The following is a 25,522-nucleotide window of genomic DNA, read 5'->3' on the forward strand; positions in this document are numbered from 1 at the left end:
TAGGGTATAATGAGTAAAATAAATAAACTTGAGCATATTCGTAATATCGGTATATGTGCCCACATTGATGCCGGTAAAACCACAACTACCGAACGTATTTTATATTATACCGGTAAATCGCATAAAATAGGTGAAGTTCATGAGGGCGGTGCTACCATGGATTGGATGGAACAAGAACAAGAACGCGGTATAACCATTACCTCAGCTGCTACTACTTGTAGATGGCAAGATAAAATAATTAATATTATCGATACTCCTGGACACGTTGACTTTACTATCGAAGTAGAGCGTTCGCTTCGTGTGCTTGACGGTGCGGTTGCAGTATTTGACGGTGTAGCAGGTGTTGAACCGCAGTCAGAAACGGTTTGGAGGCAAGCAGATAAATATAATGTTCCTAGAATGTGTTTTGTCAATAAAATGGATAGAATGGGAGCAGATTTTTATAGATGCGTTGAAATGCTCAAAGATCGTTTAGGAGCAAAACCGCTTGTTATTCAGTTGCCTGTAGGGATTGAAGAAAATTTTAAAGGTATAATTGATCTTGTTAAAATGAAAGCAGTGATTTGGAAAGATGAAGCACTTGGAGCTGAGTATTTTGAAGAAGATATACCTGCCGATATGAAAGATAAAGCTGAAGAATATCGTGCTAAATTACTTGATATGATTGTTGAGTTAGATGATCATGTTATGGAAAAATATTTATCAGGTGAAGAAGTAACAGCAGAAGAGATTAAAAGATTAATCAGAAAAGGTACTATTTCAGCAGCATTTTATCCGGTTTTATGTGGTAGTGCTTTTAAAAATAAAGGGGTACAGCCTTTACTTGATGCCGTAGTAGATTTCCTACCTTCGCCTATTGATATAGGTATAGTAAAAGGTATGGAAGTAAGTACTGGTGAAGAAAAAGATTTCCCTATTTCGGTAACTGAGCCTTTTGCAGCTTTAGCATTTAAAATTATGAATGACCCGTTTGTCGGTTCATTAACTTTTATTAGAATATATTCAGGTAAAATTACTTCAGGAACAACTGTTATTAATACCGTAAAGAATAAAAGAGAAAAAATCGGTAGAATGCTATTAATGCATGCTAATAATCGTGAAGACGTAAAAGAAGCATCAGCAGGTGATATAGTAGCTTTAGCAGGTCTTAAAGATACTACCACAGGTGATACGTTATCCGATATTGATCAGCAAGTAATCTTAGAAAGAATGGAATTTCCAGAGCCGGTAATTGAGCTTGCGGTAGAACCTAAATCAACAGCCGACCAAGAAAAAATGGGCCTCGCACTTTCTCGTTTAGCAGCTGAAGATCCATCATTTAGAGTGTCAACTGATCATGAAACAGGACAAACAGTGATAAAAGGAATGGGAGAACTCCATTTAGAAATTATCATTGATCGTATGAGAAGAGAGTTTAAGGTCGAAGCAAATATTGGAGCTCCTCAAGTAGCATATCGTGAAACTATAACAAAAGCTTGTGAAATTGATTATACCCATAAGAAACAATCCGGCGGTGCAGGACAATTTGCTCGTGTAAAAATTATTTTTGAGCCTCTAAAAGAGGTAAAAGATCTAAAAGATGAAGATAAAAATAAAATTTTTGTCTTTGAAAGTAAAATCATCGGCGGTGCCGTGCCTAAAGAATATATACCAGGTGTTGAAAAAGGATTAAATAATATTAGAGAAACCGGTGTTATTGCCGGTTATCCTATGATTGATTTTAAAGCAACTTTAGTTGACGGTGCGTTTCATGATGTAGATTCTAGTGTACTTGCATTTGAAATTGCTGCAAAGGCAGCATTTAGAGAAGGGATGCCGAAATGTAATCCTAAATTACTTGAGCCGATTATGCAAGTTGAAGTTATCACTCCTGATGAATATATGGGTGATATTATAGGCGATTTAAATAGTCGTAGAGGACAAATTCAAAGCATGGATCCAAGAGGGAATGCTCAAGTAGTCACTGCGAATGTTCCTTTAGCGGAAATGTTTGGTTATGTTAATACGCTTAGGTCTTTATCGCAAGGTAGAGCTCAGTTTAGTATGATATTCTCTCATTATGATCAAGTGCCGAGTCAAGTAGCTGATCTTATTAAGGCTAAAAAATAATTTAGGGGTGAGGTGTCACGTCTTACAGAAATAAATGTTGTTTTACCATGGCAGCTTATAAATTAGAAGTACTGTTTATTATAGTAATTTTTTAATAATAACAAATATTTTTAATAAATTTTATTGATTTTTTATTAAAAATATGATAGGAGTGTAGCTCAATTGGTAGAGCGCCGGTCTCCAAAACCGGAGGTTGCGGGTTCGATACCTGTCGCTCCTGCCATTATAGGCTTAGAGCTTTTTTGCTATAAAATATAGAATTTTACAAAATTTGCTTATAGAGAGAAATTTGAAAGAGGTACTTCACCTCGAATCGCAGAGTACATACTAGTATGTGAGAATTCCAGTGCTGGATCATCGTCTCGATTGCCTCTAGAAGTAGGATTTTGTAAGAAGTCTAATAAATTACCTAACAAAAATATGTTTAAAGAATATAAAATTTATAAGTTTTTTGAACAAGTTAAACAAGAAACTTATAAGGTAGTTTGGCCAACTAGAAAAGAGCTTGTTGCTTCAACATTAGTAGTGGTAGTAGCAGTTTTTATTTTTAGCCTAATTTGTTTAGTACTTGATTATAGTATACATAACATAATGCAGCTTTTGCTTAATATCGGCAAATAGTATAAGGAATAAATTGTGACAGAACAGAGTATAGATAATATATTGCCTTCTTCTGAAAAAAATGTAAAGCAGTGGTATGTAGTACATACGGCATCAGGAGCAGAGAAACGCATTAAAGAAGATATGCTTAGAAAAATCGCTAAACAGAACATGACGGATTTTTTTGAAGATATATTAATACCTGTTTTTGGAGTTTCTGAAGTTAAACGCGGTAAAAATGTCAAGGTAGAAAAAAAACTAATGCCGAGTTATATCTTGATAAAGATGAATATGACTGATAAATCTTGGCATTTAGTAAAAAATATATCTGGAGTAACCGGCTTTTTAGGAAGCAAAACCACGCCAAAAGCTCTTACAGAAAGTGAAATACAAAATATTTTTAATAATTTGGAAGCAGAAGCTAAAGAAGCAAAGAATTCTAAATTGTATGAAGTTGGTGAAATAGTGACTGTTATAGACGGTCCTTTTGAAACTTTCATGGGTACAGTAGAAGAAATAGATCAAGAAAAAAATAGGTTAAAAGTTTCAGTTGCAATATTTGGTAAAGCAACTCCAATAGAACTAAATTTTAATCAAGTAAAGAAAAATGATTAAAAGTTGGACTAAATACGGTTTATTAATTACTTAAGCTGTATTGTGCGAATGTTTAGGATGTCATTGTTGCGGGATAATGCGTCGTCATTGCAAGCAGCCGTAGGCTGCGTGGCAATCTAAAAGAAATAATACAAAACTTCTGATTTACAGAATTTTTTTCTTCCTTGTTTTGTCAAAACTTACAGTTTTGCCTTGCAATGATGGGAAACAATATCCATGCAATTGTTACAAAGTAATATTAATTTAAGAGAAAAATAAGGATATTTATAAATGTCTCAGAAAGCAATAAAAGGTTATATTAACTTGATAATTCCGGCTGCTGGAGCCACTCCTGCACCTCCTATAGGACCGGCCCTAGGACAAAGAAAAGTTAATATTGCAGCATTTTGTAAAGATTTTAATGATGCTACGCAAGGTATGGAAAAAGGAATACCTCTGCCAACCGTAATTACCGTTTATGAAGATAGTAGTTTTTCTTTTAAAATAAAAACTCCTCCTGCTTCGTACTTTTTAAAGAAGTATGCTAAAATTACTAAAGGTTCTAGTGCTACTAAAAAAGAAGCAGTAGTAGGTAAAGTTACTATGGATGATTGTCGTGAAATTGCAAAGTTAAAAATGCCTGATTTAAATACAAAAAATATTGAAGCAGCAACAAAAATTATTTGTGGTAGTGCTGCATCTATGGGACTTGAAATAGTAGGGAATTAATTATTATGTCAAATAAGAAAGATGTCGCTGTAAAAATTAGCGGCGGTAAAAACATAAGAGAAGCTAGAGAAAAAGTAAAATCAGATACTTTATATAATTTAACAAATGCAGTTGAACGATTAAAATCAGCATCATATGTTAAATTTGATCCAACCTTAGAAATAGTTATGAAGCTTGGAATTGATCCTAGGCATTCCGATCAAATGGTACGTGGTGTAGTTAATTTACCTGCCGGTACAGGCAAAACCGTAAGAGTGGCCGTTATTTGTAAAGAAGAAAGAGAAGAAGAAGCTAAAAGTGCCGGAGCAGATTTAGTAGGTTCAACAAATATTATTGATGAAATTAAAGCAGGGAAAATTAATTTTGATGTATGTATAGCTACTCCCGATATGATGGCAGCTATAGGTTCAGTTGCAAGAATTTTAGGACCAAAAGGTTTAATGCCTAACCCTAAACTTGGTACCGTAACTTTAGATATTAAAAATGCTATTAAAAATGCTAAAAGTGGTCAGGTAGAATATAGAGCAGAGAAAGCAGGTATAATTCATGCAGGGCTTGGAAAATTATCTTTTTCAGACCAAGCTTTATTAAAAAATTTAAATGCGTTTATTGAGGCAGTAATTAAAGCAAAACCTGCCGGATTAAAAGGAAGTTATTTAAAAGCAATGTATTTATCTTCTACTATGGGAGCATCGGTACAAATAGATTTAACTAGTATAGCATAATTTTTATAGCCGTTTAACGGTAGTATAGTAATAATAAAAAAATTTTGTTATTTTAAGCATTTGTATCAGTTTAAATATATTAAACTGTATGATAAAAGGAGAATTAAAAGGTGTTAAGATCAGAAAAATCGGTAGCAGTAGAGGATATTGTAAATATTTATAAAGAATCGCCCTCTATAATTATTACTCATTATCACGGGTTAACCGTTAGTCAAATGAGTTCGCTTAGAGAATCACTTAAATCTAAAGAAGCAGGTTTTAAAGTAGTTAAAAATACTTTAGCAAAAATAGCTGCAAATCAAACAGGGCTTGATAGTATTGCTAATTTATTTTCGGGTCCTACTGCTATTGTTTATTCTAAAGAACCGGTTGAGATGGCAAAATTAGTAGTGAATTTTGCTAAGGCTAATGATAATCTTAATATTATCGGTGGAATAGTCGATAATCACGTATTAGATGAACATTCAATAAAAGAACTTTCTAAGCTACCTGCACTTAATGAGCTTAGGGGTAAAATTGTTGGGTTATTACAAGCACCGGCTACTAAGGTTGTAGGTGTTTTACAAGCCCCGTCTTCGAGTATGGCGAGAGTAATACAAGCACATGCTAGTAAAAATTAACTTAAAGGTTACAGCATCAGGTATTTTAATTGATAATTAAAGAGCTTTTATAGTTTTAAAAAAGTCTTATAATTTGAAGCACAAAAGAATTTAATTAACTTTAAAATGCCTGATGTAGTAATCTCTCAATATAAAAAAAGTAAAAAGGAAAAAATTATGGCAGATTTAGCTAAAATTGAAGAACAATTATCATCATTAACGTTAATGCAAGCAGCTGAGCTTGTGAAAATGTTAGAAGAAAAATGGGGTGTATCTGCAGCAGCTCCTGTAGCTGTAGCAGCTGCCGGTGCAGCAGCTCCTGCGGTTGAAGCAGTAGCTGAAAAAACTGAGTTTGAAGTAGTTTTAACAGCTGCTGGTGACAAGAAAGTTGAAGTAATTAAAGTTGTGAAAGATATCACAGGTCTTGGTTTAATTGAAGCTAAGAAATTAGTTGATGAAGCTCCAAAGCCGATTAAAAGCAATGTGAAAAAAGCAGAAGCAGACGAAATCAAAGGTAAGTTAGAAGCTGCTGGAGCAAAAGTTGAATTAAAATAATTATTCTGCACTAGGTTCTGTAAAGAAAAGTTGAATTATTCGTATTTTAGATGTTTGTAAGTAAAAATTAATAAGATTTTTGTTGAAACAGTTGTTTTTATTCAAAGAAAAATCTTATAAGTCTCAATCAAAAACAACTAAGTATAGATTAATTTTTTTACAGGACCTAATGTTTTTGCATTACAGATGAAATATTTTATAGCTTTAAATTAACTTCTTAAAATCCAAAAAGCCTTATTCAAATTTAATTACTAAAATAAGGCTTTTTGGATTTTAAGAAGTTAATTTAAAGCTAATTTAAGTTATTTTTTTGAAATAGGATAAAGCTATTACATTAAAAATCTTATTGATTAAAATAATTTTGTTAACGTACCATACGTCTAGAAATTTAAATTATTGAAATTTTCTAGGTTCTGTGAACATTTATAATTGATTTTTAGTGAAAATTAATGAGATTTTTGAAGGAATAGCTACCTATTTTTAAAAAATATTATAATTTGTTGCAACAAATAAATAACCAAAATCAAATCTTTTTGGAAATGTTCGTAGAGTCTACACAAGATCTAAATAAGAAACTTACTAGGTTTCTTTAATTTAAGTTCTATGTGAAAAATTTTAAAACAATATATTTTACTGCAAATTATAAGCATTTTATTGAAATAGGTATCTATTCCAATAAAAACTTTATTGTTTAAAATATAAATAATTTAAATTTTATATACAGAACCTAGGTTCTGAACACTTTTGATTAATGATTATAATTAGGAGATATTTTTAAGCGAAAATTAATAAGATTTTTGAGAGGAGAGTTTATTACTATTTCAAAAAAATCTTATGATTTACAGCTAAAAAGAGTCATAATTATGATTATTCTATTAAAAGTGCATAGGACCTCATCACTGTAATATGTGCAGTAATTTTATCAGTCAGGAGATTATATGGTTTCATTAAGGGATAATATAGAAGCACAACCCTTGTCACATAATAGAAGAATAAGAAAAAATTTCGGTCACATAAATTTAGTAGCAGATATACCGAATTTGATTGAAATTCAAAAAAATTCATATGAGAAAAACTTTCTACAGTTAAATATTAAAGATTCTGAAAGAAAAAACAAAGGTTTACAATCTATATTAAACTCAATTTTTCCTATTTCAGATTCCTCCAATATTGCTAATTTAGAATTTGTAAAATATGAATTCGATACTCCAAAATATGATGTAGAAGAGTGTAGTCAAAGAAGTTTAAGCTATGCTGCTCCTCTTAAAGTTACTTTAAGATTAAGTATTTGGGATATAGATGAGGATACCGGTACTAGAGAAATTAAAGGGATTAAAGAGCAAGAAGTATATATGGGTGATATCCCATTAATGACTAAAAACGGTACTTTTATTATCAACGGTACGGAAAGAGTAGTTGTATCACAAATGCATCGCTCACCTGGTGTATTCTTTTATCATGATGAAGGAAAAGTCCACTCTTCTGGCAAGCTTTTATATTCTGCTCGTGTTATTCCATATAGAGGGTCTTGGCTTGATTTAGAATTCGACGCTAAGGATGTTATTTATTTCAGGATTGATAGAAAAAGAAAGCTTTATACTACTACTTTGCTTAGAGCTATAGGTATGAGTACTGAAGAAATTATAAAATTTTATTATAATTCAGTAACTTATAAGCTTGTTAAAAATAAAGGTTGGGCGGTTAAATTTATACCTCAGCATATTACTGCTCATCGTTTAACAAGTGATTTAGTAGATGCAGATACCGGAAATATTCTACTGAAAGCAGGACAAAAAATTACTCCGCGTTTGGCTAAAAAATATTTTGGGGAAGGGCTTAATAATATTTTAGTAGCTCATGAAACTTTAATCGGCAAATATCTATCCGAAGATTTAAGAGATCCTGCAAGCGATGAAGTATTAGCAAAAATCGGTGAAATGATTACTGCTGATATGCTAAATGTTATTAATGATCTTAAAATTAAAAATGTTAACGTATTAGTAATCAATCCTCAATCCGGTCCATATATAAGGAACACCTTATTTGCTGATAAAAATCAGGATCGTGAGGCAGCATTATGTGAGATTTTCAGGGTTCTAAGACCAGGCGAACCTGCTAATATCGAAGCGGCTGAAAGTCTGTTTTATAATTTATTCTTTGATACGGAAAGATATGATCTTTCAGAAGTCGGGCGAATAAAAATGAATTCTAGGTTAGAGCTGAATATTTCTGAAGAAGTTACGGTTTTAACAATTGATGATATTAAAAATATCGTAAGAGTTTTAGTAGAGCTTAAAGACGGTAAAGGTATCATAGACGATATTGATCATTTAGGTAATAGAAGGGTTAGATCGGTAGGTGAATTGATAGAAAATCAATTTAGAATAGGTTTAGTCCGAATGGAAAAATCTGTAATTGAAAGGATGTCGGCAGGTGATGTTGATACCGTAATGCCTCATGATTTAGTAAATTCTAAAATTTTAGTTTCAGTAGTAAAAGAATTTTTTAGTACCTCCCAATTATCCCAATTTATGGATCAAACAAATCCATTATCGGAAATAACTCATAAAAGAAGGCTATCGGCACTCGGTCCCGGAGGTCTTAGTCGAGATCGGGCAGGTTTTGAGGTGCGTGATGTACATCCGACTCATTACGGTCGTATTTGTCCTATTGAAACACCTGAAGGTCAGAATATCGGGTTAATTAACTCTATGGCTACTTATGCTAGAATAAATAAACACGGTTTTATAGAGAGTCCGTATAGAAGAGTTAAAGATGGATGTGTAACCGATGAAGTGGTATATCTTTCTGCTATTGAAGAAGGTAAATACAAAATTGGACAAGCAAATTCTAAAGTTAATAAAGACGGAAAGCTGCAAGGAGAGTTTATTAATTGCCGTGTTGAAGGCGGTAATTTTGTAATGGTAGAACCGTATGAGGTAGACTTCATTGATGTGACTCCTATGCAGGTAGTATCGGTTGCGGCTTCTCTTATACCTTTCTTAGAAAACGATGATGCTAACCGTGCTTTGATGGGTTCAAACATGCAAAGACAAGCCGTTCCTTTAATTAAAACGGATGCACCTTTTGTAGGTACCGGAGTTGAAGGGGTAGTAGCTAAAGATTCCGGAGCGTCAGTGCTTGCATTACATGACGGTATTGTTGAGCAGGTAGATTCAAATAGAATCGTGATTAGAACTCTAGAACAAAAAGTTGACGGTTCTCCTTCGGTTGATATTTATAACTTACTAAAATTCCAAAAATCCAATCATAATACTTGTATAAATCAAAAGCCTTTAGTTAAGGTCGGTCATTACGTTAAGAAAAACGATATTATAGCTGACGGTCCTAGTACGGATAACGGTGAAATTGCTTTAGGTCGAAACGTGCTTGTGGCTTTCTTACCTTGGAACGGTTATAATTTTGAAGATTCCATTTTAATATCTGAACGTATAGTAAAAGAGGATGTATTTACATCTATTCATATTGAAGAGTTTGAAGTAATAGCTAGAGATACACGCCTTGGTCCTGAAGAAATTACCCGTGATATACCGAATGTAAGTGAAGAAGCGTTGCGTCATCTTGATGAGGTTGGAATAATTTATATAGGTGCAGAAGTAAAAGCCGGTGATATTTTAGTTGGAAAAGTAACACCAAAAAGTGAATCGCCTATTACTCCTGAAGAGAAGCTACTACGTGCTATTTTCGGGGAAAAAGCTTTTGATGTAAAAGATTCATCGCTGCATGTACCTTCCGGAGTTAGTGGAACTGTAGTAGAAGTAAGGGTATTTTCTCGTAGAGGTGTAGAAAAAGACCAGCGCGCTATTGCTATTGAAAAACAACAAATTGAAAAATTTGCAAAAGACAGAGACGATGAATTAGAAATTATTGAGCATTTTGTGTTTAGTTGGCTTGAAAAGCTTTTAGTAGGGCAGGTGATTATTAACGGTCCTAAGCAAGTAAAAGTAGGACAAACTATTACTACTGAAATGTTAAAAGGCTTATCTAAAGGGCAATTTTGGCAGATTACCGTGGAAGATGCAAATGTAATGAATGAAATAGAGCAGATAAAGACTCATTATGATGAGAAAAAAGAGGCTCTTGATAAAAGATTTGCTACTAAGGTAGAGAAATTGCAAAGTGGTGATGATTTACCTCAGGGAGCTTTAAAAGTAGTAAAAGTATTTATTGCAACTAAGCATAAATTACAACCCGGGGATAAAATGGCAGGAAGACACGGAAATAAAGGTGTTATTTCACGTATCGTACCTGAAGAAGATATGCCGTTTTTAGAAGATGGAACTGTGGTAGATATCGTTCTTAACCCTCTAGGTCTTCCGTCCCGTATGAATATAGGACAGATTTTAGAAACGCATCTTGGGTGGGCATCAATAAATTTAGCAAAAAAAATATCTACCTTAGTAAAGAAATATAAAAATAAACATATAGGTATTGAGCAGATTAAGAAATTCTTAATTGAACTGTATGGAGAAAATATTAATTCTATACTTGAAAGACCGGAAGAAGAGATTATCTCTTTTTGTAAGAAAGTAAGTAAAGGCGTACATTTTGCAACTCCTGTATTTGACGGAGCAAAAGTTCAGGACGTTAAAGATATGCTAAAGCTTGCCGGTCAAGACCCTTCAGGACAAGTGAAATTAATTGACGGTAGAACCGGTGAATATTTTGATCGTCTAGTAACCGTCGGACAGAAATATTTGCTGAAATTGCATCATTTAGTCGATAATAAAATTCACTCCCGTTCTATAGGACCTTATAGCTTAGTAACGCAGCAACCGCTTGGAGGTAAGTCTCATTTCGGCGGACAGCGTTTCGGGGAAATGGAATGCTGGGCATTACAAGCTTACGGTGCAGCTTATACGTTACAGGAAATGTTAACGGTTAAGTCGGATGACGTAAATGGTAGGATCAAAACTTATGATTCTATAGTACGCGGTGAAAATAATTTTGAATCAGGCATTCCTGAATCATTTAATGTTATGATAAAAGAATTTAGATCTTTATGTCTTAACGTAAAGCTTGAAGTAACTTCAAGTTAAGAAAGACAGGTCATTTAAACAGATAAAAAACTTGTTTTTTATCTGTTTTACGAGATTCCCGCTTTTGCGGGAATGACATATAGGGTGCAATAAGAACTCTGGTTAGACGAAGGTCAATTTCAAAAAGAGCTAGGAGTGCACAAGGCGAGGAGCGGATACTTAATACGTGAGCACCGCAGAACTTGTAGAACGACAACGCCAATCGAGTATATACGAGTAATTTTTAAGGAAAAGTATTTTTATGAGCGTAGTAAATTTTTACGGACAATTAAGTAATACTCAACAATTTGATCAGATAAGGATTAATATAGCAAGTCCCGATCAGGTACGTTCGTGGTCTTTCGGTGAAGTAACAAAACCTGAAACAATTAACTATCGAACTTTTAAACCTGAGAAAGATGGTTTATTTTGTGCAAGAATTTTTGGTCCGGTAAAAGATTATGAATGTCTCTGCGGTAAATATAAGCGGATGAAAAACCGTGGAATTACGTGTGAGAAATGCGGCGTTGAAGTTACGGTTTCTAGAGTCAGACGTGAAAGAATGGGGCATATTGAACTTGCAGCTCCCGTTGCTCATATTTGGTTTTTAAAGTCGCTACCTTCAAGAATTAGTACACTTCTTGATATGACAATGCGAGATGTAGAAAAGATTCTTTATTTTGAAAATTATGTAGTAGTTGACCCAGGGCTATCGATTTTACAAAAAGGCGAACTCTTAACAGAGGAAGAATTACAGAAAGCAAAAGATAAGTACGGTGAAGATGCATTTACTGCCTCTATAGGTGCAGAAGTAATACAACAAATGCTTAAAGAGCTTGATTTTTCAAAGTTAAAGCAAGAATTATACGAGGAATTACAAACCACTTCTTCAGAAGTCAAAAAGAAAAAATTAGTAAAGCGTTTAAAATTAGTAGAGGATTTTTTAGAGTCGGAAAACAAGCCGGAATGGATGATTATGGATGTATTACCGGTTATTCCTCCTGAAATTAGACCACTTGTTATGCTTGACGGCGGAAGATTTGCTACTTCAGACTTAAATGAACTTTATAGAAGAGTAATTAATAGAAATAATCGTTTAAAGAAATTAATAGAATCAAAAGCTCCTGATATCATAGTCAGAAACGAAAAAAGAATGTTACAAGAAGCAGTGGATGCGTTATTTGATAACGGTCGTCGCGGTAGAGCAGCGAAAAATGCTAATAAGCGTCCATTTAAGTCATTAAGTGATATGCTTAAAGGTAAGCAGGGGCGTTTCCGTCAGAACTTGCTAGGTAAGAGGGTTGATTACTCAGGACGTTCGGTTATCGTGGTAGGACCTGAGCTTAAACTTCACCAGTGCGGTTTACCTAAAAAAATGGCTCTGGAGTTATTTAAGCCGTTTATTTATTCTAAGCTTGAGTTGTACGGCATCGCTACAACTATTAAAGCCGCTAAAAGAATGGTGGAAGCTGAAAAATCCGAAGTGTGGGACGTGCTTGAAGAGGTAATTAGAGAGCATCCGGTTTTACTTAATAGGGCTCCGACGTTACATAGGCTTGGTATTCAAGCATTTGAACCGCTATTAATTGAAGGTAAAGCGATCCAGCTTCATCCGCTTGTGTGTGCTGCGTTCAATGCGGATTTTGATGGTGATCAGATGGCAGTACATATCCCGTTATCGATTGAAGCACAGCTTGAAGCTAGGGTATTTATGATGTCTACAAATAATATCTTAAGCCCCGCAAACGGTCGTCCTATAATTGTACCGGATAAAGATATAGTGCTTGGTTTATATTATCTAACCCTTGCATTTGATAATGAAGTAGGCGCAGGGATGATGTTCTCAGATTTAGCTGAGATGGAACATGCTTTATATAATAAATTTATAACTATTCATACAAAGATAAAATATCGCAGAAATCAGTTAAATGCCGAAGGTAAAATGGTCCCTGTTATCATTGATACTACTTACGGTAGGTTAATGGTCGGTGAGTTATTGCCTTCTAACCCTAATATAGAATTCAAGTTTATTAATAAACAACTAACTAAAAAAGACATATCATTAGTTATAGATTTAGTTTATCGTCACTGCGGTCAAAAAGCTACGGTAATTTTTGCCGATCAGCTAATGAAACTAGGTTTTAAATATGCTTGTTCTTCAGGTATTTCTTTTGGAATGGACGATATGGTAGTACCGGAATCTAAGAGTACTCATATCAACGAAACTCAGCTTGAAATAAAAGAATTTGAACAACAATATTCAAACGGTTTAATTACTTACGGAGAGAAATATAATAAAGTAGTCGATGCTTGGTCAAGATGTACCGATAGAGTAGCAAACGACATGATGAAAGAGATTGCTACGCCGCCGGTTAATGATGCTCCAAATCATCAGAAAATAAATGCTATATATATGATGGCTATTTCCGGAGCAAGAGGTTCTTTCCAGCAAATTAAGCAGCTAGGCGGTATGCGAGGTTTAATGACCAAATCAAACGGTCAAATTATACAAACTCCTATTATCTCTAACTTTAAGGAAGGATTAACTGAATTTGAGTGTTTTAATTCTGCTAACGGAATGCGTAAAGGGCAAATAGATACGGCTTTAAAAACGGCAAGCTCAGGTTACTTAACAAGAAAATTAGTAGATGTTGCACAAGACTGTATTATTACTGAAAAAGATTGTGGAACTGATAAAGGAATTGAAGTTAAGAGTGTTATTGAAGGTGGAGAAGTTATAGTACCTTTAGCTGAAAAGATTTTAGGTCGTACTGCTGCTATTGATATATTTCATCCGGTAACTAATGATCTAATTCTCAATAAAGGCGAGCTTATTAATGAAGCAAAGTTAGAGCAGATTGAGTCGGCAGGACTCGACAGAATTATGATAAAATCCGTATTAACCTGTGAAAGTACTACCGGTATATGTAGCATATGTTACGGTAGGGATCTTGCTACCGGTACATTAGTATCGGAGGGTGAAGCAATCGGGGTTATTGCTGCTCAATCTATCGGTGAACCGGGTACGCAGCTTACAATGAGAACTTTCCATATCGGAGGAGCGGCAACAAAAGGTGCTGAGGTTTCTTCCGTAGACGCTTCCTATGACGCAAAAGTGAAAATTATAAGTCGTAACGTTGTTATTAATTCCGAAGAACGCAAAATTGTTATGAGCCGAAATTGTGAATTATTATTGCTTGATAATAACGGTAACGAAAAGGCTCGTCATAAAATTCCATACGGTGCTAGATTACTTGTTGATGACGGTGATATGGTGATTAAAACTCAAAAACTAGCAGAGTGGGATCCTTATACTATACCGATTATCACGGAGAAGTCAGGTAAAGTTTTATTCAAAGATATGGTTGAGGGTATTTCTATTCGTGACGTAACTGACGAAGCTACCGGAATACCGAGTAAAGTTATTATTGAATCAAAGCAATATTCACGCGGTGCAGAATTACGCCCACGTATACAGCTTTTAGATGCTAAAGGTGAAGTTATCACCTTATCAAACGGTTTAGAAGCTAGATATTACTTGCCGGTTGGAGCAGTTTTAAGCGTAGAAGACGGAGTACAAATATCGGTAGGTGATATCATTGCACGTATACCAAAAGAATCAACCACTACTAAAGATATTACCGGTGGTTTACCAAGAGTTGCCGAGCTTGTAGAAGCAAGACGCCCTAAAGATCATGCAGTTATTGCCGAAATTGACGGTAGAGTAGAATTCGGTAAAGACTATAAATCTAAAAGACGTATTATTATACATCCGATTGATGAAACAATGTCTATTGAGTATATGGTACCAAAAGGCAAGCATGTTGTAGTTAACGAAGGTGACTTTGTTAAAAAAGGTGATTTATTGATTGACGGTAATCCGGTACTTCAAGATATTTTAAAAGTAATGGGCGTAGAGGTTCTGGCAAATTATATTGTTAAGGAGGTTCAAGCCGTTTATCGTCTACAAGGTGTAAAGATTGATGATAAGCACATAGAAGTTATTATCCGTCAGATGTTACAAAAAGTAGAGGTTACGGATTCAGGCGGAACTACGTTATTAGCAGGTGAAAAAATAGATAGACATGAATTTGATGAGATAAATGCAAAAGCTATGAAAAACGGTTTAAAACCTGCTGAAGCACAATTAATATTACAAGGTATTACTAAAGCTTCTCTGCAAACTAGATCGTTTATCTCTGCGGCATCATTCCAAGAGACTACTAGAGTTTTAACTGAAGCAGCTATTGCCGGTAAAGTAGATAAGTTGCGAGGACTAAAAGAAAACGTGATAGTTGGACGATTAGTACCTGCTGGAACCGGTTACTTTATGGATAAAATGCGTAAAGCAGCCGTAAAACTTGATGAAGAGAATGTATAAATATACTAAGATAGAACTTGAAAAATTGGCTGTGTCGTCTTTGTAAGTCCTAGGATGCTGAACGTTTAATATACGCTCCGCTCCTCGACTTATAGACCCTTTGCTCTTTTCCAAGCTGATCTTCGTATGTATCAGATAGTTCATAAAAATCCGTCATTGCGAGCCAGCATTTATGCTGGCGTGGCAATCTCATGAAATAATAACAAACTCCTAAGCTGGCTTCGTCAATTACTTTTTAATGTTTGTAATGACGGGGTGGTGTCCACGCAACAATGCCTTCCTAGCTAGAAGCAGGAATCCAGAAAAATAACCTTACTACGCATTATTGAAAAAAAAGCCTATAAAAAACTTGGTTTTTTATAGGCTTTTTCTTATTTTCCGCTTGCAGAAATTACGCTTTAATAACAAGCAATCGGTGCTGTTAAATGTTCGTAGGTTTGACCTAAATAAGATACTGGTTGTTCAAAGATATACGTATTATTGTTATCATAATTATAATTACCATATAATTGTAATCTTGCTAAAGAATCATCATATTGGAAGTTTTCAAGTGTTTCTTGATTTTTAGATATCTGAACTTCTGCTAAACAATGTTCAACATAAGTTTTCAGTGCTTCTTGACGAATTGCATCATGTAAAGCTTTTAACATGAGTAAGTTTACTAATGGGTTAATACTATTATTTGCATTAGTAGTAATCGTAGCTTCTTCGTGTTTTTGATCAATAGACATCTTTCCAAACTTCGCTTCTAGAGGTAATTTAGACGTCGATCCGGTACTCGCATCCTCACGTATGTCTATATACGCTGCGGTGCTACGTTCCGTATCTCTTTTAAATTCCTCTCTATAAGCTGATTTAGAAAGATGTCTAACAGGCAATTCAGAAATTAAAGACTCTTCATTGCTTACTTCTATCTTCTCTATTGCAAGATTTGCTGATGCAGCATTGACGTTTTCTTCAAAATTTATCTCTGGGAAAAGTGCTGTCACATCCGTTATTTCAAGTTTTCCTCCTTTTTTACCTACTTCATAAGCTTTAGCAATAATTTGTTTATAAATAACGTCAATTAATGCTCGTTTTTTTTGCATTTCATCAGAATAGTTAATTCCTCCTTCATTCCAAAACTTTACTATTTTAGACAAAGCAGGAATATATTTATCGGTCTTTGCTAAAAATTTTTGTATAAATGTAGGCTCAATAAGAGGGGTTAATGTAGGATCTTCTTCATATTTTCTAAATACATACTCGACAATTTTAGGTATATTTTGATCTGATTCTGTTTCGTCAGGTAAGCCGTGTAATATTTTTTTGGCTGTTGCTTGACCCATCTTCTCATGCAAAATATTAACCCCGATCCATTTCCATACCGGATTAGCCGTAACACAAAGCTTTGTTATATAAAATGCTAGTGATATAGGTAGAGATAATAACTTTAAATAGTTAAGGCAAGTATATCGTATTGGATGAGGAGTGAGACTATAAATCTTACCCATATCTTGGTTTAACTCACATGATGCTTTAATCATTTTATACTTTTGCTCAATTAAATGAGAAGTGACATTATATATTGGCATATTATTACTTAAATTTAACTAAATTCGTCAGTAAGATATAAAAAACGTTAACATGTGTCAAATGCTATTTTAATGAGATTTTGTTTTAAATCAATTATAATACTTGCAAAGTTTTATCAAGATAAATAGAATGATCCAAAGTCAAAAATTAATATAAGGAGTAAGTATGCTTAATATAAATTTTGTGAATGAAGAATCATCTACTAATCAAGGTCTAGTAGTTTTTATTGATGAACAGTTAAAGCTTGATAGTAATTTAATATTACTTGATCAACAACATCATGGATTAATTTCTAAAACTATTCAGAATAAACTGCAATTTACCGGTAAATATGGACAGATCAAGGTTATTCCGTCCGTCATTAAATCAGGCGAGGTTAGATATTTGATAATAGCAGGTCTTGGGAATGAAGAAAAATTAACTGAAGCAAAAATTGAAGAGTTAGGCGGCAAAATCTTACAGCATGCAACCGGTTGTAAAATTTCTACTATCGGCTTAAAACTTACAAATAGAATTAGTAGGTTTACATCTCAAACATTTGCATCTTTAGTTGCTAGTGGTGCGTTTCTTGCTTCTTACAGATTTGATAAATATAGAACTACCTTAAAAGAAGCAGAGAAGTTTGCAGTAGAGTCAATTGAAATTTTTACCGATAATAGCACTGAAACAGCAAAATTATTTGAAATCAAAAAATTAATTGCTGAAGCAGTATTTTTTACAAGAGATATAAGTAATGAACCGTCAAATATTAAAACTCCTCAAGTTTATGCCGAAAGAATAGTTGATATACTTGAACCGCTAGGGGTAGATGTTGATGTTATCGGTGAACGTGAGATGAAAAACCTTGGTATGGGAGCATTACTTGGTGTGGGGCAAGGTTCACAAAACGAGTCAAAGTTAGTGGTGATGGAATATAAAGGTGGCGGTAAAGATGCTCCTACTATTGCTTTGGTCGGTAAAGGAGTGATTTTTGATACAGGCGGTATTTCATTAAAACCGTCAAGTGATATGCACTTAATGCGATACGATATGGGAGGTTCTGCAGCAGTTGTGGGTACCATCATTGCGGTTGCCGGTCAAAAATTACCTATAAATATAGTCGGTGTTGTAGGGCTTGTCGAAAATATGCCGTCCGGTAATGCACAACGTCCAGGGGATGTAGTAACTACCATGTCAGGGCAAACTGTCGAAGTTTTAAATACCGATGCAGAAGGGCGTTTAGTACTTGCTGATGCTGTTTGGTATGCACAAGAAAAATTTAAGCCTAAATGCGTGATTGACGTTGCAACTCTAACAGGAGCAATAACCGTAGCACTTGGTAATACATATGCTGGTTGTTTTTCCAATAATGATGAGTTAGCTGATAAGTTAATAAAAGTAGGGGAAGAAGTTAATGAAAAACTTTGGAGAATGCCGCTGCATGATGAGTACGATGCAATGATTAACTCCGACATAGCCGATATGGCAAATATCGGGAACGTACCGAGAGCTGCCGGAAGCTGCATAGCTGCAAATTTCATTAAACGTTTCATTAAAGATGGAGTAGATTGGGCTCATTTAGATATAGCAGGCGTTGCAAATAGTAATAAAGCTTCAGCACTCGGTCCTAAGGGGGCAGTAGGATACGGCGTGAGATTACTAGAGAAATTTATCAAAGAATATACTTAAATGCTATTCTTGCGTTGCATTGCCTGCATGGGTACCGAGTCGTTATTGCGAGCAGCCTTAGGCTGCGTGGCAATCTCGTCAAATATCCTGAGATTGTTTCGTCAATTACTTACGTCATTTTCTTGCAATGACAGAAAAAACTATCCACATGGGTAATACTGAGCTAAGAATGACATTAAACTTCGTCTATTTACTATTCGTTTATTCTGAATATAATTATGAACACAATAAATAAACCTTATATATTTGTTATAGGTAATGAGAAAGGCGGAGCAGGTAAAACTACCTGTTCTATGCATCTAATAATCGCTCTGCTTTATCAAAATTATTCGGTAGTAAGTATAGATACCGATTCACGTCAAAGTTCGTTAACGAATTATTTAAAAAATCGAGATTTATATAATAAACACAATCCTGATAAACCTGTATTAGTACCGAAACATTTTCATATATCGGAAAGCAAAGTAGCAGAGCAAGCAAAGAGTTTTGAGCCGATACTCACAAATAATCAGGATGTCGATTATATAGTGATTGATACCCCAGGCAGTCATACTCCTTTATCAAGGGTTGTTCATTCTTACGCCGATACAATTATTACACCGATTAATGATAGCTTTCTAGATTTAGACGTAATAGCAAAAGTCGATAGCAAGGATGAAATTATTAGCCCATCAATATATAGTCAAATGATTTGGGAACAGAAAATGGAACGTGCTAGTCGTGATAGAATTAGTATAGATTGGGTAATACTTCGTAATCGTTTAAGTAATCTTGATGCATTAAATAAAAGACGCGTAGGAAATGTATTAGCTAAACTTGCTAAAAGAATTAACTTTAAACTCGCAGAAGGATTTAGTGAACGTGTAATATATAGAGAGTTATTTTTACAAGGTCTAACATTACTTGATCTAAAAACTGCAAAATATGATAGAGCATTTAATAGCTCACACGTGCTTGCACGTCAAGAATTACGAAATTTTTTAGACTTTTTAGGTATTAAGGCTGCGTTCAAAGGTTAATTTCTATTAAAGTTTTTCTTGTATAAAGTTAAAATATATATATAATGTAAATTAATATGTTTTAACTTTATAAGAGAAACACATGCCAAATATTGCTGAAAATATTTCAAAACTACCGGAAGAACAAGAAAAAGTTAATAAGCTTGTTGATCAATATAAAAATTTAACTCCGGAAGAACAAAAAATTGTTGATAGAAAACTTAAGTCACATTTTACAAAAGAAGAGCTAGAACAAGATGAGCTTAAATCAAGAATGAATAGGATACGTAATAATTTGTCTAAGCAAGACCAAGAAAAACTACAAGCAGGTAATAATTCTATAGGTGAAATAGCAAAAGATGTATTATCGTTAGTTAAGGGAATAATAAAGCTAGTCGAAAATGTTGCAGAGATAATTAAAAATCCTAAGAAAGCAATATATGAATGGATTAAAGGTGAGTTAAATCAAGTAAAACCTCAACAACAAAATTATCAGCAACACCCATCAAAGCCAAAAGCTGCTGCAATATCAAGATAAAATTTTGGCAAGATAAATTTTTAGTTTTTATTTGCGAAAATTTGCGATTTTATGTATATAATATAGGGGAAACCGTATAATAAAAAAATAAAAATGCATAAATACAGAACTCATAATTGTAACGCATTACGAATATCCGATGTAGAAAAAGAAGTTAAGCTATCCGGTTGGGTACATAGAAGAAGAGATCACGGGAATCTAGTTTTTATAGATTTACGTGATCATTATGGTATAACTCAAATCGTGTTTACCGATCAAAACCCTCAGCTTATGGAGGATGCAAGTCGTTTGCGTTATGAGTCGGTAATTACGGTAAGGGGTACAGTTGTAGCAAGATCAGAGGACACGATTAATAATACGCTTCCGACAGGTCATGTTGAAGTGCTAGCTGTGGAATTTAGTGTTGAGTCAGCTGCGGACACTCTACCTTTTGTTATTAATACCGAAAAAGACGCTCCCGAAGAGTCTAGGCTTAAACATCGCTTTTTAGATCTTAGACGTGAGAAATTACATAATAATATAATACTCCGCTCACAAATTATTTCTCATATTCGTCATTTGATGACGGCAAGCGGTTTTACCGAATTTCAAACTCCGATTTTAACAGCAAGCTCACCTGAGGGGGCTAGGGATTTTTTAGTACCTAGTAGAATGCATCTGGGTAAGTTCTATGCATTACCGCAAGCACCTCAGCAATTCAAGCAGTTATTGATGGTATCAGGCTTTGATCGTTATTTCCAAATTGCTCCTTGTTTTCGGGATGAAGATGCAAGAGCCGATAGATCACCCGGCGAGTTTTATCAGCTAGATGTAGAAATGTCGTTTGTTACACAGGAAGACGTATTTAGTACTATTGAGCCTGTGATGTATGATTTATTCACTAAATTCACGGATAAGAAAGTATCAGAGACTCCTTTCGTTTGCATTCCATATAATGAATCTATGCTAAAATATGGTTCTGATAAGCCTGATTTGCGTAACCCTATTATAATTGCCGATGTAACTGAGATATTTAGAGATTCCGATTTTACAATCTTTAGAGAGAATATTAAAAAAGGTAGCATAGTTCGTGCAATTCCTGCACCTAAGGCAGCTGCACTGCCTCGTAGTTTCTTCGATAAAATGATAGAGTTTGCGATATCAGAAGGAGCAGGTGGACTTGGCTATATTCAGTTTAGTGAAACCGGTGAAGCAAAGGGACCGGTAGTAAAATTCTTAAGCCCGCAGCAATTAGAGAGTCTAAAAGCTACAGCTAGTATTAGTAACGGTGATGCTGTATTTTTCGCTAGCGATAAGAAAGAGAAAGCTGCTAAACTTGCCGGTAAGGTTAGAATAAGACTTGGTGAAGAGCTTGATTTACTTGAAAAAGATTGTTTTAAATTCTGCTGGATTACCGATTTTCCATTCTATGAGTTAAATGAAGAAACAGGAAAAATTGATTTTAGCCATAATCCGTTTTCTATGCCGCAGGGCGGAATAGATGCTTTAGAGCAAGCTAAAACCACTGAAGAGTTATTAGAACTTACCGCATACCAATATGATATTGTTTGTAACGGTATTGAACTGTCCAGCGGTGCTATTAGAAACCATAAGCCAGAAATTATGTATAAAGCATTTTCCATAGCAGGTTATAGTGAAGAGGAAGTTGATAAGAGATTTGGAGGGATGATTAGAGCATTTAAGTTTGGAGCTCCACCACATGGTGGAATAGCCCCCGGTATTGACCGAATCGTTATGCTGCTTGCGGAAGCAACAAATATAAGGGAAATAATAGCGTTTCCTTTAAACCAGCAGGCTGAAGATTTACTAATGAACGCCCCAAGCTATGTAGAGGATAAAGCTCTAAAAGAGCTAAGCATTATGCTCTCACCGTCTGCTAGAAAAAATGCAGAAAAAGAATAAGAATTTATAGTTGTTGTATGTTATTATGTCATACCGCAACTTGGCCTATAGTATGTCATTTCTAGCTAAAAGCGGAAATCCAGTACTTGAAAAAATTTAAAAAAGACTAGATCCTGCGATCAAGTCGCAGGATGAGATTAATAGTTACTGGATTTCCGCTTTTAGCTAGAAATGACATTAGGACTATGCAACGACCCTGTGACTGCTCGCAATGACGTTTAAGGCATACACTCAACAATGCTTACCTTTGTTGATGTCTTTCCTTCCTAGCTTGTAATTTAGAGCATGCGATTTCTTTTACCGTTTCTACTCTTTTTGTTTGGAGTCCTTTTTGTTTCTTCTGTTGTAGTACATTACCAATTTTTATACTTTCTGTTATCAGTTTTTCTGTATTATGAATTTTATTTAAATTCTCAGGAGAAATTTGTTTCATAAAATAATTTGAGATACTAGATAAACCTATCTTTTCACAAAAAATTCCTACCTTGTAATATATAGTATCTTTAGAATTTAACTTGAAAGATTTAGCATTTAATAAATTTGTCGTGTTTTCGATATTATCCTGATATTTTAAATTTTTCTTTATACCCTTAATATCTTGCTCGGTAAGATAATTTTCTTTTTTTAGCACTTTCATTATCTTGTCGTAGAATTTTGCTACTGCTTTATCGGTTACATTTTTAGTTGTTGCCTGCTTTGTAAAATCAACAATTAGTGATGCCAGTTTTTCGCCTGTAGATTTGTCTTGTATACGCATTGATTTTGCAGGATCAGCAATGTGTACTTCTACTTTATCTGTCTTAACCTCAACTTCTTTTTCTTTCCATTTTCCGTCCAAATCTTTGCTCCATTGTTGTTCCCTGATTATTTCTTTTTTCAAACCTATAGAAATTTTAATTTGGTAATTATTTTCATATGCCCACTCTTTAGCATCTTTACCTTCAATTGTAATATTATTATCTATTGCATAGAGTACCGGGTCTTTTACAGGTGAATTAGCGAAAGCCTCTAACCAACCACCATTTTTAAATTCAGGTAAAACATTACTGAATTTTGTTACTATCTCAGCGCCTTTGGCCACTTCTTGCATATTAACAAGATGTTCTTTTATACTGCCTTTATAGTGTTTTCTCAAATCATCAAAATTTTGAATATTAGTGGATAACGCAATATTTTTTGGATCAAACCCAGCTTTTTTTAATTCATCAATTTTTTGATCAACTATTGCTTCCATTTGTTTCTCATCAAATTGACTTATCATTTGATTTAACGATTCGCTATATTTATCGATATTAAATGAGAAATTACCTGCTTTAATAGCAGCACTGTAGCCAACACCAGGATGTGTAAACATTTTGGCTGTTGATTGAATCATACTGCCAAAATTCTTATGAAATGCTAAAAAAGAGCGACCATGATCAATTTTGGTTATTGTTTTACCATCCTGTACCATTAAATTACCAGCATGATAATCTACTTCCCCCAGCATATGACAAGCAGCTATAGCTTTTTCAAATCCTTCCAACTTTTTTAAATTTTGATCATTAGCTCTGACTCTAGTTTCACCTGATAAACCAGAAAATTCTGTTAGTGTTACAGCATTATCAAAAAATTTAGAACGTACATAAAGTGAATCAGGGTATTGTTCATCCGCTGTTACCAGCCCTTCTTTTGGTGCGCGATCATGTAATAAAAATTGATACATGGTAGAGCCTATTAATTCTTGTACTCCGTCTCTTCGGTCAGCAACAGCCTGTCTTTGTGCCTGAATATCTTGTATTTTTTTGCATGCAGCATGAGTTTTATAAAAATGTTTTAAAATAAAAGTATTACCGGCGTTATCTTTAGCAACATAACCGGCCGAGACGCCTGCTGTCTTTTTTCCTTTCCCCTGAAACTCAGCTTGCTGTGCCACCCTCTTATCACGTAGCATAGCATCAATTACTTTTTTAGGGTCATTAGGATTTCTTATTTCTTCAAGTTTTCTGTAATCTGCGTTATATTGGCTATCATCTAATCCAACCTGTCGTTCAATTGCCTCTTTCATAACTAAATGCTGTAAAAGAGGTGCATCGATTATTTCCCTTAATTCCTTGTTTTTATCTCCTGGAAACGAGTTTTTTATTATTGTTGTAACTTTAGCTAAATCCTTAGTGTTTAAATCGGCTAGGGCCATATAGCTAATATATAGGCTTTCAGTAGTAGGAGATTGGTCATTAGAAAGGTCAATAACAGATTCGGCAATGCCTTCGCAGGTTCTAGATATTTTGGCATTCAATTCTGTATCGTTAGTTTTCAGGGCTTTAAAAAGTTGTTCTTGTAATAATAATTCTTGTTGAGTTTTCTCTTTAGACATAAAAATAACCTGCTTAATATTAACTAATAGTGAAAAAGTGTTGTTGCGTGGGTCAAAATCCTCATCATTGTGAGGAAACCACGCAGCAATTGACGAAGCAATCCAGTAAACATTCTGATTTACAGAATTTTTTTATTATTTTTTCTTATTTTTTCTGGATTGCCGAGTGCGTTGCGACCGCTTGCAATGATGCTTCAGTATCCACGCAACAATGCCACGTGGGAATGATATTGAATAAGTTTTCCAAGCCGTGCAACAAGGCCCCCGCTTTTGCGGGGATATGACATCGAGGTCTTTTTAAAAACTGTTCAGTACTATAGATTTGATCGTGATATAACAATGAAAAAACCGAAGCAATGAAATAAAATCATGACTTTGCAAGAATGATACTAATTAATCTCTTCTATTGCCTAAAAATCTCATTAAATATAGGAAAAGATTTATAAAATCTAAATATAAAGTAAAGGCTGCCATAACAGAAAGCTTTTGTCCTACTTCATCGTTTCCTGCCATGTAATACATAGACTTAATCTTTTGAGTATCCCAAGCAATTAATCCCATAAATATTACTATTCCAATAAGAGAAGTAGCAAAAGAAAGAGCCGAGCTTTTTAGAAAAAAGTTGACTAATGAAGCAATGATAAGACCTATAAGACCCATTGCAAAAAATGAACCCATAGATGTTAAATCTCTACTTGTACTATAACCGTATAAACTCATTGCTCCAAAAACGGAAGAGCAAATAAAGAAAGTACGAGCTATTGATGCACCGGTATAAATAAGAGCTAAATATGCAAGCGACATACCGGTTAAACCGGCATAAACCCAAAATAATATTTGTGCCGTTTGCGGGTTCATTCGTCCGAAGCCCATAAAGAAATATAAAGCAATACCGAGCGGAGCAAACATTATAATAGTACCGAAACCTGTTTGAAACATTAAATTATAAATAGGCTCAACTGATATAGTCGTTACGGCTGCTACACCGGTTAGTAAAAGTGCTAAAGCCATATAATTATATACTTTAAGCATGTATTTTCTTAAGCCTTCATCAAAAGTTTTATTTTTTGAGGCGGCAGTTAAAGTTTTTGTATAGTCGATCATAAGTAACCTTAGGATTATGTTATTTACATAATAAAATATAGCCTCTTAAA

The 25,522-nt window shown here is 34.3% G+C and carries 16 protein-coding genes and 1 tRNA gene; 14 read left to right on the forward strand and 3 right to left on the reverse strand.

Going from position 1 to position 25,522, the window contains the following annotated elements:
* Positions 1–9 precede the first annotated feature (9 nt).
* From fusA to rpoC, 10 genes are all read left to right on the forward strand, one after another.
* Complete coding sequence (gene fusA / locus RJP_RS00950; protein WP_014120527.1) at positions 10–2,109, forward strand: elongation factor G; 2,100 nt, start codon at positions 10–12, stop codon at positions 2,107–2,109.
* Positions 2,110–2,256: 147 nt separating this feature from the next.
* A tRNA-Trp gene (locus tag RJP_RS00955) sits at positions 2,257–2,332 on the forward strand.
* A 197-nt stretch (positions 2,333–2,529) separates the two neighbouring features.
* Positions 2,530–2,730, forward strand: a complete 201-nt coding sequence (gene secE / locus RJP_RS00960) for a preprotein translocase subunit SecE (protein WP_004996644.1) — start codon at positions 2,530–2,532, stop codon at positions 2,728–2,730.
* 15 nt (positions 2,731–2,745) lie between these two features.
* Complete coding sequence (gene nusG, locus RJP_RS00965) at positions 2,746–3,324, forward strand: transcription termination/antitermination protein NusG (protein ID WP_014120529.1); 579 nt, start codon at positions 2,746–2,748, stop codon at positions 3,322–3,324.
* Between the two features lie 270 nt (positions 3,325–3,594).
* Positions 3,595–4,032, forward strand: coding sequence for a 50S ribosomal protein L11 (rplK, locus tag RJP_RS00970; protein WP_014120530.1), 438 nt, complete (start codon positions 3,595–3,597; stop codon positions 4,030–4,032).
* Between the two features lie 5 nt (positions 4,033–4,037).
* Positions 4,038–4,757 carry a 50S ribosomal protein L1 gene (gene rplA, locus RJP_RS00975; protein WP_014013888.1) on the forward strand — a complete coding sequence of 240 codons (720 nt, stop codon included), beginning with the start codon at positions 4,038–4,040 and terminating at the stop codon, positions 4,755–4,757.
* A 110-nt stretch (positions 4,758–4,867) separates the two neighbouring features.
* Positions 4,868–5,377 carry a 50S ribosomal protein L10 gene (gene rplJ, locus RJP_RS00980; RefSeq protein ID WP_014120531.1) on the forward strand — a complete coding sequence of 170 codons (510 nt, stop codon included), beginning with the start codon at positions 4,868–4,870 and terminating at the stop codon, positions 5,375–5,377.
* Positions 5,378–5,533: 156 nt separating this feature from the next.
* Positions 5,534–5,911, forward strand: coding sequence for a 50S ribosomal protein L7/L12 (gene rplL, locus RJP_RS00985; RefSeq protein WP_024704450.1), 378 nt, complete (start codon positions 5,534–5,536; stop codon positions 5,909–5,911).
* A gap of 938 nt (positions 5,912–6,849) precedes the next feature.
* Complete coding sequence (rpoB, locus tag RJP_RS00990; RefSeq protein WP_014120533.1) at positions 6,850–10,971, forward strand: DNA-directed RNA polymerase subunit beta; 4,122 nt, start codon at positions 6,850–6,852, stop codon at positions 10,969–10,971.
* Between the two features lie 241 nt (positions 10,972–11,212).
* Positions 11,213–15,331 carry a DNA-directed RNA polymerase subunit beta' gene (gene rpoC / locus RJP_RS00995; protein WP_014120534.1) on the forward strand — a complete coding sequence of 1,373 codons (4,119 nt, stop codon included), beginning with the start codon at positions 11,213–11,215 and terminating at the stop codon, positions 15,329–15,331.
* A gap of 398 nt (positions 15,332–15,729) precedes the next feature.
* Here rpoC and RJP_RS01000 read toward each other — a convergent pair whose 3' ends face one another.
* Positions 15,730–16,905 (reverse strand): palindromic element RPE1 domain-containing protein, encoded by a 1,176-nt coding sequence (locus RJP_RS01000; RefSeq protein ID WP_014120535.1) that lies wholly within the window; start codon positions 16,903–16,905, stop codon positions 15,730–15,732.
* A gap of 166 nt (positions 16,906–17,071) precedes the next feature.
* Between RJP_RS01000 and RJP_RS01005 the strand changes: the two genes are divergently transcribed.
* From RJP_RS01005 to aspS, 4 genes are all read left to right on the forward strand, one after another.
* Positions 17,072–18,574, forward strand: a complete 1,503-nt coding sequence (locus RJP_RS01005; RefSeq protein ID WP_014013894.1) for a leucyl aminopeptidase — start codon at positions 17,072–17,074, stop codon at positions 18,572–18,574.
* A gap of 218 nt (positions 18,575–18,792) precedes the next feature.
* Positions 18,793–19,593, forward strand: a complete 801-nt coding sequence (locus tag RJP_RS01010) for a division plane positioning ATPase MipZ (protein WP_014120536.1) — start codon at positions 18,793–18,795, stop codon at positions 19,591–19,593.
* Between the two features lie 82 nt (positions 19,594–19,675).
* A complete protein-coding gene (locus RJP_RS01015; RefSeq protein ID WP_014120537.1) occupies positions 19,676–20,110 on the forward strand; it encodes a DUF3106 domain-containing protein in 435 nt (144 codons plus the stop codon).
* Positions 20,111–20,203: 93 nt separating this feature from the next.
* Entirely contained in the window at positions 20,204–22,012 is a 1,809-nt protein-coding gene (gene aspS / locus RJP_RS01020; RefSeq protein ID WP_014120538.1) for an aspartate--tRNA ligase, read from the forward strand.
* Between the two features lie 241 nt (positions 22,013–22,253).
* Here aspS and risK1 read toward each other — a convergent pair whose 3' ends face one another.
* Positions 22,254–24,368: a T4SS effector phosphatidylinositol 3-Kinase RisK1 gene (risK1, locus tag RJP_RS01025; protein WP_014120539.1), complete on the reverse strand. Its 2,115-nt coding sequence runs from the start codon at positions 24,366–24,368 to the stop codon at positions 22,254–22,256.
* Between the two features lie 393 nt (positions 24,369–24,761).
* On the reverse strand, positions 24,762–25,472 hold the full coding sequence (locus RJP_RS01030) for a Bax inhibitor-1/YccA family protein (RefSeq protein WP_014120540.1): 711 nt from the start codon (positions 25,470–25,472) through the stop codon (positions 24,762–24,764).
* Positions 25,473–25,522 lie beyond the last annotated feature (50 nt).

This window comes from Rickettsia japonica YH, from assembly GCF_000283595.1.
Lineage (GTDB): Bacteria > Pseudomonadota > Alphaproteobacteria > Rickettsiales > Rickettsiaceae > Rickettsia > Rickettsia rickettsii.